Source organism: Paenibacillus sp. GCM10027627 (assembly GCF_042675505.1).
Taxonomy (GTDB): Bacteria; Bacillota; Bacilli; order Paenibacillales; family Paenibacillaceae; genus Pristimantibacillus.
This window is the reverse complement of sequence record NZ_JBHTHB010000003.1, coordinates 648,179-660,802: the sequence shown is the minus strand read 5'-3', so window position 1 is coordinate 660,802 and position 12,624 is coordinate 648,179. Positions and strand designations below refer to the sequence as shown.

General features: G+C 51.3%; 9 protein-coding genes and 7 tRNA genes. 15 read left to right on the top strand and 1 reads right to left on the bottom strand.

What is annotated here, in order from left to right:
• The first annotated feature begins 191 nt into the window (after positions 1-191).
• From ACFQZE_RS14720 to ACFQZE_RS14690, 7 genes are all read left to right on the top strand, one after another.
• Positions 192-267: transfer RNA gene (locus ACFQZE_RS14720), tRNA-Asn, on the top strand.
• A 5-nt stretch (positions 268-272) separates the two neighbouring features.
• Positions 273-348 (top strand) — tRNA-Thr (locus ACFQZE_RS14715).
• 58 nt (positions 349-406) lie between these two features.
• Positions 407-481 (top strand) — tRNA-Glu (locus ACFQZE_RS14710).
• 4 nt (positions 482-485) lie between these two features.
• Positions 486-561 (top strand) — tRNA-Val (locus ACFQZE_RS14705).
• Between the two features lie 12 nt (positions 562-573).
• Positions 574-647 (top strand) — tRNA-Gln (locus tag ACFQZE_RS14700).
• A gap of 11 nt (positions 648-658) precedes the next feature.
• A tRNA-Lys gene (locus ACFQZE_RS14695) sits at positions 659-734 on the top strand.
• Positions 735-756: 22 nt separating this feature from the next.
• A tRNA-Leu gene (locus ACFQZE_RS14690) sits at positions 757-839 on the top strand.
• 237 nt (positions 840-1,076) lie between these two features.
• On the opposite strand, the gene ACFQZE_RS14685 is transcribed toward ACFQZE_RS14690, so the two are convergent.
• Positions 1,077-2,666, bottom strand: a complete 1,590-nt coding sequence (locus ACFQZE_RS14685; protein ID WP_379358184.1) for a helix-turn-helix domain-containing protein — start codon at positions 2,664-2,666, stop codon at positions 1,077-1,079.
• 171 nt (positions 2,667-2,837) lie between these two features.
• Here ACFQZE_RS14685 and ACFQZE_RS14680 point away from each other — a divergent pair, with 171 nt between their 5' ends.
• The 8 genes from ACFQZE_RS14680 (at position 2,838) to ACFQZE_RS14645 (ending at position 12,624) form a co-directional block, all read left to right on the top strand.
• Positions 2,838-3,254, top strand: coding sequence for a response regulator transcription factor (locus ACFQZE_RS14680; protein ID WP_379358182.1), 417 nt, complete (start codon positions 2,838-2,840; stop codon positions 3,252-3,254).
• 132 nt (positions 3,255-3,386) lie between these two features.
• A complete protein-coding gene (sbnA, locus tag ACFQZE_RS14675; protein WP_379358245.1) occupies positions 3,387-4,382 on the top strand; it encodes a 2,3-diaminopropionate biosynthesis protein SbnA in 996 nt (331 codons plus the stop codon).
• On the top strand, positions 4,375-5,442 hold the full coding sequence (gene sbnB / locus ACFQZE_RS14670) for a 2,3-diaminopropionate biosynthesis protein SbnB (protein ID WP_379358180.1): 1,068 nt from the start codon (positions 4,375-4,377) through the stop codon (positions 5,440-5,442). The genes sbnA and sbnB overlap by 8 nt, the downstream gene beginning before the upstream one ends.
• Positions 5,443-5,459: 17 nt before the next feature.
• Positions 5,460-7,307, top strand: coding sequence for an IucA/IucC family protein (locus ACFQZE_RS14665; protein ID WP_379358178.1), 1,848 nt, complete (start codon positions 5,460-5,462; stop codon positions 7,305-7,307).
• 6 nt (positions 7,308-7,313) lie between these two features.
• A complete protein-coding gene (locus tag ACFQZE_RS14660) occupies positions 7,314-8,678 on the top strand; it encodes a diaminobutyrate--2-oxoglutarate transaminase (RefSeq protein WP_379358176.1) in 1,365 nt (454 codons plus the stop codon).
• Positions 8,678-10,183, top strand: a complete 1,506-nt coding sequence (locus ACFQZE_RS14655) for a pyridoxal phosphate-dependent decarboxylase family protein (protein ID WP_379358243.1) — start codon at positions 8,678-8,680, stop codon at positions 10,181-10,183. Before ACFQZE_RS14660 ends, ACFQZE_RS14655 begins: the two co-directional genes overlap by 1 nt.
• Before the next feature lie 4 nt (positions 10,184-10,187).
• Positions 10,188-12,005: an IucA/IucC family protein gene (locus tag ACFQZE_RS14650; protein WP_379358174.1), complete on the top strand. Its 1,818-nt coding sequence runs from the start codon at positions 10,188-10,190 to the stop codon at positions 12,003-12,005.
• Complete coding sequence (locus ACFQZE_RS14645) at positions 11,998-12,624, top strand: GNAT family N-acetyltransferase (protein ID WP_379358172.1); 627 nt, start codon at positions 11,998-12,000, stop codon at positions 12,622-12,624. The genes ACFQZE_RS14650 and ACFQZE_RS14645 overlap by 8 nt, the downstream gene beginning before the upstream one ends.

The following is a 12,624-nucleotide window of genomic DNA, read 5'->3' as shown; positions in this document are numbered from 1 at the left end:
CTAATCGGTCGAGGGCTTATCCTAACAAACAGCTAAAGCGTTTCAGCAACTTTCGTATCCAGTTTTCAATGTGCAAACATTGAAGCGTCTTTTCTGATGTAACTCTTGAGGTTATTCAGTGAAAAACGCAAAAAAACACTGTCTTTTGCAATTGATGCTCTAGGACACATTTGTACACAAATGATTAATGTTCCCTGATAGCTCAGTTGGTAGAGCACTCGACTGTTAATCGAGTTGTCACAGGTTCGAGTCCTGTTCGGGGAGCCATTTATGCTCTCATAGCTCAGTAGGTAGAGTGCATCCATGGTAAGGATGAGGTCACCGGTTCGATCCCGGTTGAGAGCTCCAGATTTTCTTCGGAAGATCGTCCGCATCATGCAAAGGACAAGCAGTAAACTTTTAATAAGGCCCGTTGGTCAAGGGGTTAAGACACCTCCCTTTCACGGAGGTAACAGGGGTTCGAATCCCCTACGGGTCACCAATATGGAGGATTAGCTCAGCTGGGAGAGCATCTGCCTTACAAGCAGAGGGTCGGCGGTTCGATCCCGTCATCCTCCACCATTACCGTCACGCTGGGGTTTAGCCAAGCGGTAAGGCAACGGACTTTGACTCCGTCATCCTAGGTTCGAATCCTGGATCCCCAGCCATTTTACATTAAGAGCCATTAGCTCAGTTGGTAGAGCACCTGACTTTTAATCAGGGTGTCGTAGGTTCGAGTCCTACATGGCTCACCAGTTTTTAAAAAGCAAGACCCACGCGCGTATGGCGGAATTGGCAGACGCACTAGACTTAGGATCTAGCGGGCGACCGTGGGGGTTCAAGTCCCTCTACGCGCACCATCTATGAGAAAACCCTTCGAGCAGAAGGGTTTTTTGCTTTTTATAAAAGTTATGGAACGCTACGATTCCTTAAGAACAGAAGGCTCTGCTCGACCTCCCTTTTTAGAAGATCGAGCAGAGCCAACTAAATTGGTTTCAAGACCGATGGATTCAGGTTGTTAGCCGTTAGCTATATTCAATATGCTTCTGTTGCTGAATTCCCAGCTTAGCTTAGTTGTTATGTTCTCAGCTTAGCTTTTATGTTCTCAAATAAGTCAAAATCTCATTTGCAATTTGCTCACGGCCTTGAGGGGTCCAGCTCAAGACGAGCCAGTTGTTAATGTAATGAACTTGGTTGTCTTTTACGGCAAAAATATTGTTCCAGCTAGGCTGCTCTTGCATTCTTTTGAGCGTCTGCATCACATCGGCCGTATCGGAGTAGAGACGAATCCAAAGGTGATCGGCTTCGAGCTGCGGCAATTGTGTCGGATACAGCTCAAGCCTCATTTTATGCCTGGGCACATGTGTGCCTGGTTGCAGCCCTAATTCCTTATATAATAAATGATTCAGAGGGTGATGTTTTAACCCTTGCAAATAAATGTGATCATTCATAATTTGCATGACGGTTATCTGTTTGTCCTTGTAAGCTCCCCGTATTTCTCTTTTTGCTTTAGCTAGACGTTTATCCAGATCCTCTATCACTTTTTGAGCTTCTTTTTCTCGTCCCACCAATTCCGCAATTTTCCGATGGGGGACCAGCCAATCCAAATCATATTCGAGCAACACGGTCGGGGCTATCTTCTTGAAGGCTTCATAAAAAGGCGAGTGCGAATAGTCCCCGATAATGAAATCGGGCTGTGCCGTTTTTAACTCTTCCAACTGGCTCATCAGCCTTCTATTGTAGTCTTCTTGTTCAATTCCGGGATGATGATAGCAGTCGATAACGACAACCGGTTCGACCCCAATGGACTCCAGATTCAAGTGGATGCCGAAACGGGAGGCGACGGCAATTCGCGAATGCTCTCTTTTCATATAGAGTGTAGGGGGCAGTCCCGTCGTTTTTTTAAAGACGCGGCTAAAATAATATTCGCTGACAAACCCCAATCGATAGGCCGCTTGCTTGCAGCTCATGCCGGTCGATAGCAGCTTCTTGGCCTGTTCCACTCGCAAGTGGCTCAAATAATCCATTGGAGCTACTCCTTTGGCTTTTTTGAAGCTGCGGCAATAGGAGCTTGGTGTCAACTTGGCGATAGCGGCGAGTGTGTCCCGGTTCATTTTTTTATTTAGATTGGTTTGCATATAGCGGATGCTTTCTTCAATTCCATTCCATTTGGGTGCTTTGTCTGGATACGACTGAAGAGGAGCTGATTTTTGGTGGTGAATTTGAAGAAGCAGCTTCTGAAACATGAGATTGGAGTGATAGCGGCTGTCGGGCAAAAGGTTGTATTCATGCAAATTTTTAACGTCGGAATGAATGAGTACAGGGTCCTTTAGTTCAATCCAGCCCGCCTGGAGCGCCAAAGGTTGTTCGTCCGATTGCTCGCCGATCCACTGATTGCCTTGTTTGGTCAGAGATATGGTTTGAAAGCCAACAATATAATATTGGATATGGTGACCGAACAACATTCCTTGCAAAGGAAGCTCTTCCGGCAAAAAATAAAGCTGCAGGGGCTCGACGGGATAAATGTTGTCTCCGATCTCAAGTGTGCCTTTGCCCGAAGCGACAAAGAGGAGATGGCGGATCGATTTGTTTATTTCCGAGTTTTTTAAATCAATGCTTTCCCGGTGCTGATAACATCTAATGGTAGAAAAAAAGAAAAACGGTTCATTCGATTCATGAACGGCCACACCCTCCATACTCCTTTTTGTTCAAGTAGAGGGAACGATTAGACAAATCCGAAGGTGCATAGAGATATTCAAGTGTAGGTATCGTTGCCCTATTATATAGTGTATCACGTTGATAACTGTTATCAATAGCATATTACAGCGGCTGCTAATCTATATAAATGGGAGGTATTCATGAAGGGTTATATCCATACCATTACGATAAAATTGCAGGGTCACAAAATCGAGCAGCGGGGGAGAGGGCTTCATGACGAGCTGAATCATGTCATTGAACAATACGTCGCGCGCCACTTTGCGACTGAGCCTTCACGGCTGTCCATCCAATATGATTACGAGCTTGATGAAGAAAACGCCCGGTGGCTGGAGCATCCCTTGCTAACCGAGCGTCAATGCAAAATTGTCCAATTGCTTATTCAGCATTACTCCACGAAACGAATCGCCGATCAAATGTATATCTCCGAAAACACGGTCAAAAAGCACATCCAAAACATCAAAAAGAGTTTGAATATGACGTCTTCCGGTCATGATTTTGTGTTTGAAATGATGAGAGAGATGGAAAGAGTTCATCAATTGAATACTCCAAACGGATAGTTTTATACTCTGCCGGGAGCATGTACGGTTGCGGTTGGGAAGTGTTACGCTTTTTAAGGATGATAATAATTATCATTGTTAAGAAAAAGGAGGCGAAACCAATTGCTCCAATCGCACGCACCGTTAAAAACGATGCCCGTGATGTCTTCCGTACTGGAATGTATAGGCGATACTCCGCTTGTTCGTTTGGACAGGCTGTTCCCTGATCCTGATTTTGAGGTAATGGGCAAGCTGGAATGTATGAATCCCGGCGGAAGCATGAAGGACAGGCCGGCTAAATTTATTATTGAGCAAGGATTCAAAAAAGGGACGATCCATGCCAAGTCTCATATCGTAGAGAGCACTTCCGGCAACTTAGGCATCGCGCTGGCGATGATGGGCCGGCTGTACGGCTTGACCGTCACTTGTGTCGTCGATCCTAAAGTGTCCGCGGTGAATTTGAAAATGATGCGGCAAATGGGAGCAAACATTGAAATGGTCACCGAAGCGGACGAGCAGGGTGGATATCTTCTGACCCGTATAGCGCATGTACAGCGGCTGCTTCAAACGATACCGAACAGCGTTTGGATTAACCAGTACGCCAATGCGGACAATTGGAGAGCTCATTTTGAAGGGACAGGAGCGGAGATCGCTTCGGCGCTGGACGATTTGGATGTGTTGATTGCCGGCGTGAGCACTTCCGGAAGCATTATGGGGACGTCGAGGAAGCTGAAGGAAAAGTTTCCGATGCTAGAAGTTGTCGGCGTTGATGCGGTGGGCTCCATCATTTTTGGCGGTGAGCCGGGCTCCAGAGATTTGCCGGGTATCGGCGCCAGCCGGGTTCCTGAGCTGCTTAATCGAAGCGAAATTGACTCCGTTTACCATATTAACGATTTGGAATCAGCGAACGGCTGCCGGGCTTTGATGCGCCATGAGGGCATTTTTGCAGGTGGGTCCTCCGGCTCCGTCGTGGCCGCCGCTCAAAAATGGATGGCCAAAGTGAAAAAGCCGGTTGGACGTCCGCTTAAAATCGTGATGATATTGCCGGACCGAGGAGAGAGATACATGGATAAAGTATATGACGACGATTGGTACGCGAAGACCGAAGCGATTTGGAGAAATGCGGAAGGAGAGGGTTCCTATGAGTAGCGCTTCCGTTCAGTCAAATCTTCAGGCTGTCTCCCAGGATGAGAGTGGCGTTCCCGCACTGCTATATTTAAACCGCAACGACATTCAAGAAGCGGGAGGTTCTTCCCCTCAGCTATATGCAGATGCTATTGAAAATGCTTTAAAGCTTCATGCCGAAGGAAAAGTTGTGCAGCCGCTTAAGCCGTATTTGCGCGCTCCGGAAGGGGGCGTACATATCGCCGACCGGATCATTGCGATGCCGGCTCACTTGTCCGGACAGTCTCCCATTTCCGGTCTAAAGTGGATTGGAAGCAAACATGACAATCCGCAAGAGAGAGGTTTGGAGCGGGCGAGTGGAATCATTATTTTGAACGACCCTGCAAGCAACTACCCGATCGCGGTTATGGAAGCGGGTCTTATTAGCAGCATGCGTACAGCGGCAGTAACTGTGGTAGCGGCCCGCTATTTGGCGAAGCCTGGCTTTGCCCGGGTTGCTTGCCTCGGATGCGGATTTATCGCAAGAGCGCAGCTTTTCTCCATGCTGCAACAGTTCAGTGCGATTCAAGAGGTTACTCTTTACGATGTGAAAATGGAAGCTGCTAAGGGAATGGCCGCCGAGCTTCAGGAACAGTTTCCGAACGTCATATTCCATACCGTTCAATCCGCTCGCGAAGGAGTGGAGGAGGCGGAAGTCATCATCACTTGCACGGTAACGGATCAGCCGTATTTAAGCTACGACTGGCTTCCCAAGGGCGCATTTGTAAGCAATGTGTCCATTATGGACGTGCATAAGGATGTATTTTTGAAAGCGGACAAGGTGGTTGTTGACGATTGGGATCAATGCAACCGCGAGAAAAAAATCATTAATCAGCTTGTACTTGAGGGAAGCTTCTCCAGAGAGCAGCTTCATGCGGAGCTTGGAGAAGTTGTAATCGGCAAAAAGCCGGGGCGGGAAGACAACGAAGAAATTATCATTCTGAATCCGATGGGAATGGCGATTGAGGACGTAGCTTGTGCCCAATATGTGTATGAGGAAGCGAGACGGAACAATCTCGGCGTCTGGCTCCATTTATACCAATGAGCGGGGTGAAGGCAAGCTTGAATACAGCTGAATTGGAGAAAGGCGCAGAGTCTGTATGGACAGCGAAAAAAGCCGAGGAAGCGATTTGCGGGGAGCAGTACGGAGAAGTGACCGGCCGTATTTTGCGTCAGCTGCTTGAGGCGTTGCTGTTTGAAAAGGTTTTGACCGCGGAAAAGACGCAGATGAACGGTTCCGTCCGGTTTGCGATTCCGTTTACCGACGAAGCGGGCCACGCCGTCACATATATTTGTTACGGAGAGGAGCGGTATACGTTCGGCCGCGTTCGGTTGAATCGGGATCCGATTATACGAATAACAGCCGAGGGGGAAGCGGTAGCGAACTCGTTGTCTCAGTTTCTTTTGGACGCTTCAGCCGCAATTGGAGGGAATCCTTCTCTGATCGCTTCTTTCGCGCACGAACTGGAGCAAACGCTTCTGAACGATGTGCTGGCGCAGCATGAACGGATGAAAACGGACGCCGCTTTATCCCAATGCAGTTACGATGAGCTGGAGAGCGCCGTCATGGACGGCCATTTGTATCATCCCAGCTACAAGTCGAGGCTTGGCTTCGATTACGAGGAGCAATACCGCTACGGCCCAGAGTTTGGCAGAGGGCTGCGGCCTATATGGCTTGCCGTTTCCAAAGAGGCGGTTATGCTCGCGCAATCCTGTCGTCTATCCTCTGAGTGGCTCGCGGAAGAGATCGGGCGGGAGCGATGGAGCTTCTTTTTGAACGAGTTGAGGGATATGGGCTTGAATAGCGAGAACTACGTCCTTGTGCCAGTGCATCCGTGGCAGTGGAAGCATCGGATCGTCCCTTATTTCCACAGGGACATCCACTATGGGCTTATTGTCAGGCTGGGCGAATCGGAGGAGGCGTATATTCCGCAGCAATCCATTCGGACACTGGCTAATAGCGACTCCCCTAAAAAAGCTTACTTGAAGCTGTCGATGAACATCGTCAATACGTCGACAGGCAGAGTGCTCGCTCCTCATACCGTGGAGAACGCCCCTCTCATTTCCGACTGGCTTAGTTCCATTATCGAATCGGATCTCTATTTAAGAGAGGATCTTCAGCTTTCCATATTGGAAGAGTTTGCGGGAGCTTCTTACCAATCTCCGTTCAGCTCAGAGGCACTATCTTCGCTCACATACGGATCGCTCGGCTGTATTTGGCGGTCTAGCTTGCATACGAAGCTAAAAGCCGGCGAATCGGCCTGCGGATTTACGGCGTTATGCGCGGTAGGCCCCGATGGCATTCCTTATATCGATGGCTGGATTCGGCAGTACGGGGCGGAGGAATGGACGGAGCAGCTGCTGGAGCAAAGCGTCCGGCCGATTATCCATCTTCTGTACGCGCATGGCATCGCTTTCGAATCGCATGCTCAAAACTTGATTCTGATCCACCGGGAAGGCAGGCCGCTTCGACTCGCCATGAAAGATTTCCACGATGGAATCAAGTTTTCCCGGAGTCATCTTTCCAGTCCGGCTCTATGCCCGGAGCTTCAGGCTACACCTGCCGCTCATGCGCGAGTCAACCGCAATTCTTTTATCGAAACCGACGACACCGTTCATATAAAGGATCTTGTGCTGGGCGCTTTCTTTTTTATCAATCTGGGCGAGCTTGCTATCTTTCTAGCCGATCGTTACGGCTATTCGGAGCAACGGTTTTGGCAAACCGCCCGCGGCATTATCGAGCGTTATCAGGAACAGTTCCCGCACCTAAGCGACCGCTACCGCACATTCGATCTGCTCTCGCCAACAAATGAGCTGGAGCAGCTTGCCAAGCGGCGTTTGTTTACCGAGTCGGAGATACGAGTCCACCAGGTTCAAAATCCATTGTCCTATCGGCCAGGAAAGGAGTGATACCGTTTGGAGCACAGCAATTCCTATTATTTGAACAGCCAAGCTCTGAGAGAGTCCAACGCTAGGTCGTACCCGCGCAAAATTCCGATTGCGATTACACATGCGCAGGGCGTAACAGTGAGAGACGCAGACGGTAAAAGCTATATCGATTGTTTGGCGGGAGCGGGGACGCTTGCACTCGGCCATAACCACCCGGTTGTCATTGAAGCGATCCAGGAGGCGCTGACGAGCGGCTTGCCGCTTCATACGCTGGATTTGACGACGCCGCTTAAAGAGCGGTTTGTGGAGGAGTTGCTCGGCAGCTTGCCGACGGCGTTTTCGTCTAGGGCGAAAATCCAATTTTGCGGCCCATCGGGCGCAGATGCGGTGGAAGCGGCGGTCAAGCTTGTCAAAACGGCGACAGGCAGGCGCGGAATGATGTCATTCCACGGGGGCTATCACGGAATGACGAACGGCGCGCTCAGTTTGACAGGCAATCTTCACCCCAAGCAAAAGGTAGCCGGGCTGATGCCGGATGTGCAATTTATGCCTTATCCGTATGCATACCGCTGTCCTTTCGGAGTAGGTGAAGGAGGAGGGGCCATTGCGGGCCGTTATTTGGAGCGGGTGCTGGGCGATCCGGAAAGCGGGTGCTTGAAGCCTGCCGGGCTCATTATGGAGCTGGTACAGGGAGAAGGCGGCGTCATTCCCGCTCCCGTTGACTGGGTTCGCAAAGTAAGGGAGATTACGCTCGCCGAGGATGTCCCGCTTATTATCGACGAGGTGCAGACGGGGCTTGGGCGTACAGGCAAGCTGTACGCTTTGGAGCACGCTGGAATTACGCCGGATGTCGTCGTGCTTTCCAAAGCGATAGGAGGAAGCTTGCCTATTGCGGTTGTCGTCTATGACGAGAAGCTGGATTGCTGGGAGCCGGGAGCGCATGCCGGAACGTTCCGTGGCCATCAGCTCGGCATGGCGGCGGGGCTTGCGACGATTACGTTCATCCGCGAAAACAAGCTCGAAGCTCATGCCGAAGCCATTGGAGCAAGAATGAAGCGGAAGCTGGAGGCGATACAGGACGGCAGCGGCTGCATCGGCGAGGTTCGCGGTCTGGGACTGATGCTGGGGGCGGAAATCGTTAACAAAGAAGCGTCTCCCGATGAAATTGGCAGTTTTCCGGCTTATCCCGAGCTGGCCAAACAAATTCAGCAAGAGTGCGTGAAGCGGGGATTGATCGTTGAACTGGGCGGCCGCTTTGGCAGCGTGGTCCGTTTCCTGCCGCCGCTTATTATAACGGATGAGCATGTAGAGCAAATTTGCGAAAGATTCCACGATGCCGTCAAGGCTGCCGAAGCAACGTTCAAAGGCCAATTGCAGGGGGTGCTCTCTTGATGAGAGAGACGGATTCTCTGTTCCTGACAGGGACGGGGGAGAGTGGGGACGCTTTTCGCGAAGCTGTACGTTTGGCTGGGGAGGTCATAGTTCGCTACTTCGCCAAGAGGGACAAGCCTTACAGCGGCCTCGCGCCCACAGAGCTTAGAGAGCTTTGGGTCGATGCCGGTCATGGAGCCATTCCGCTAAATGGCGAACAACTGGAGACGATTATGGAGCGGGTCGGGGAAGTCGTGCTGCGCAATTCGGCGATCGTTACTCATCCGGCTTGCGCGGCGCATCTTCACTGTCCTCCGCTCGTTGCCTCCATTGCAGCGGAGCTGCTTATTGCGGCCACAAACCAGTCCATGGATTCATGGGATCAGAGCATGGCGGCAACCTTTGTGGAGGAGGAGCTGGTTCATTGGCTTTGCAGCTTGTTCCGTTACTCCGAAACGGGGGATGGCGTTTTTACGAGCGGCGGAACCCAGTCCAATTTGATGGGCTTGCTTCTTGCCAGAGATGCCGCAATTAGCGCCCGGTTCAATTGGAATGTGCAGCGACAAGGTCTGCCTTCGGGGGCTGGCAAACTGCGCATTTTATGCTCGGAGGCGGCCCATTTCAGCATATCGCAGTCCGCTGCACTGCTTGGCTTAGGTCAGCAGGCGGTTGTGTCTGTCAAGACGGACAGCCGCTACCGCATGTGCATGGAGGATTTGGACGTTCAACTGGAGCGGCTTAGCAGAGAAGGCTCCATCCCGTTTCTCATCGTGGCAACAGCGGGCACAACGGATTACGGCAGCATCGATCCGCTTGGCGGAATAAGCGCTAGAGCCAAGTCGCATGGCTTGTGGCTCCATGTTGACGCCGCTTATGGAGGGGCGCTTATGCTCAGTCAGGAGCATCAAGCGAAGCTGTTCGGCATCGAGGCGGCCGACTCCATTACGGTTGATTTTCACAAGCTGTTTTATCAGCCGATCAGTTGCGGCGCCTTTCTGCTCAAGGATCGTAGTCAATTTCAGTGGATGCGGCTTCATGCCGACTATTTGAACCCGCAAGATGAGGCGGAGAATACGCCCAATTTGGTTGGCAAATCGCTTCAGACGACCCGGCGATTTGATGCCTTAAAGCTATATATGTCTCTGCGTCATGTAGGCTTGCGGATTTTCGGAGAGATGATCGATTATACGGTTGAGCTTGCCGTAAGGTTTGCGGAGCGGATCAAAGGGCATTCGGACTTCGAACTGCTTCATGAGCCCGAGCTGAATGCGGTCGTATTTCGCTATTTGCCCCAAGGGACTCCTCCTGGCAAGGAAAGTGCCGTGTGGACGGACACGGTTAATGCCCATATCCGAAGCGAGCTGCTGAGACGGGGCGAAGCGGTGCTGGCCAGAACAAAAAACGCCGGACGTTGCTGCTTGAAAGTGACTTTATTGAACCCGGCAACGACTATCGCCGATCTGGAACAATTATTGGAGAAGGCGGAGCAGATCGGCAGCCACTATCAATTAGAAAAGGTTCGGTGATGACATGCTGGATGCCAAACGATTGGCAGAAGAAGCCTCTATTCAAAGCTTCTTGAATTGTTATTTGCGGGAAACGGGGCCGCATGAAATCGCCTCTCCCGCGACTTCGAATGTGCCGTACGCTCTAACTCTTGCCGTACCAGCAGAGAAGTATTTTAAGTGCAAGCTTGCGAATGTGGATATGACGCTGTACGCGGGCATTCGCTACTTGTCGATGACGGGAAGACATAAATTCATATTCCCTATTATGATGCAAAGCGGGTCAGACGGAGCGCTTTATGAGGCCGACTATTTATACTTGGTTACCACTATAGCAAAAGAGCTTTCGTTGGACGCGCACCCTCATCCGAACTACGACGACCTAGTGCTGAGGGTCATCCAAAGCTGCCAGCATATCGAACGGTTTATTGCAGGCCGGCAAGGAGACGAGGATGCGCTGTACGGTGAGGAGATGTCGTTTCTGGAGTCGGAGCAGTCGCTGCTGCTAGGCCATCTGATCCATCCCGCTCCCAAAAGCCGTCAAGGCATTGCGGAGGAAGAAACGGCCCTCTATTCACCCGAATTAAAGGGCAGCTTCCAGCTTCATTACTTCCGGGCGCACAAGTCCATCATGCGGGAAGATTGCGCTTTGCCGGGCCAAACGGCAACTGCCTGGGTGAAAGAAGAGCTCGCTGGAGACAGCGCGGCAGATGCCGGCTTTGTGGCCGACTATTGCGGGGAGGACGATTATTCGCTTATCCCGCTGCACCCTCTTCAGGCAAGGCATGTAATAAGCCAGCCTACCATCCAAAAGCTGATCGAAAACGGCCTGCTGTACGATTTGGGCCCGGCTGGCAGAGCCTATAGCGCGACATCCTCTCTCCGTACTTTGTATCATCCCGATTCAAGCTTTATGGTCAAAGGCTCCATTCCGGTTAAAATTACGAATTCGCTCCGAGTGAATAAGTATAAAGAGCTCGAGCGCGGGGTCGAGGTTAAGCGGCTTATGGATACGGAAATAGGGGAGAGGCTGCGCGAGGCGTTTCCTTCGTTTCACATTTTGTGCGATCCCGCTTTTTTGACTGTGCAGTTGGAAGGCGAAGAGGAGTCGGGTTTTGAAACGATATTGCGGGACAATCCGTTCCGGGGCGAGGATGCGCTGAACGCCAACGTCGTGGCGGCATTGTCGCAGGATTCTGTTTATGGAGAGGTCACCCGAATCGAATCGGTTGTGCGCGCTTTGGCCGAGCGGGAGGGCATTACGGTTCAAGAGGCGAGTCTCAAATGGTTCCGCTCGTATTTGGCCGTTTCGTTGGAGCCGATGGTATGGCTTTATTTGCAATATGGCATCGCGCTTGAAGCCCATCAGCAAAATAGCGTCATTCAGCTGAAGGACGGCTATCCTTCCGTCTTTTATTATCGCGACAATCAGGGCTACTATTTTTGCCAGTCGACGTTCGAGCGCTTGAACCAGTTGTTGCCCGGTGTAAGCTCGGCCAGCCAAACGGTATGCGACGATCATGTCGCGGATGAGAGATTTCGTTATTATTTAATTTTTAATCATATGTTTGGCGTCATCAACGGCTTTGGCGCAGCCGGTCTTATTGAAGAAAACGCCTTGCTTGCCGAACTTCGCGCTTGCCTTGCCAAGTATGCCCCTGTTAACCGAGAGCCCTCCGAGTTTCTCCCAAGCCTCCTGAATGAGAAGGCTCTACCGTGCAAAGCGAACTTGCTGACCCGGCTTCACGACATGGACGAGCTGGTTGGGGCGATGGAGTCGCAATCCGTCTATGTGCCGGTCCGCAATCCGCTGCTTCAAGCGGGGAGGGTTTCGCATGTATGACGGAGCCTCTGCGCCAGACTTGGATAAATCCGTGGCGGGATCTTCGAATGGAACTGTTGCGGGCTACGGCAAATCTGTATATGAAAAATATGATGACGGCCTTGGTGCCGTCATCCGTTTTCGTCCTGTTCAATTTGCCGACGATTTCGAGCTGCTTTATGGCTGGCATCAATACGCGCATGTAGCGCGTTACTGGAATTTGAGCATACCCCGTGAAGCGTATCGGGAGCATTTGAAGGCCTTTTTGGCCGACAAGCATCAGGCCTTGTACATTGGGGAGCTGGACGGAGTGCCGATGAGCTACTGGGAGTGTTATTGGGCGGTAGACGATATTATTGCGACCGGCTACGAGGCGCTGCCGGACGATCAGGGCGTCCACCTGCTCATTGGTCCGCCGGAGTATATCGGACGCGGGCTTGCGGGGCCGCTGTTGGCGGCGATGACCGAGTTTTTGTTCCGGCACGAAGCTACGATGAAAGTGGTAGCGGAGCCCGACGCCGGAAACGAAAAGATGATTCATATTTTTCAAAAGTGCGGCTACCGCTTCCAAAAGCATATCGACTTGCCGGACAAGCGGGCGGCACTTATGTTTTGCGATCGTGAGAGATGGAGGAGTTAA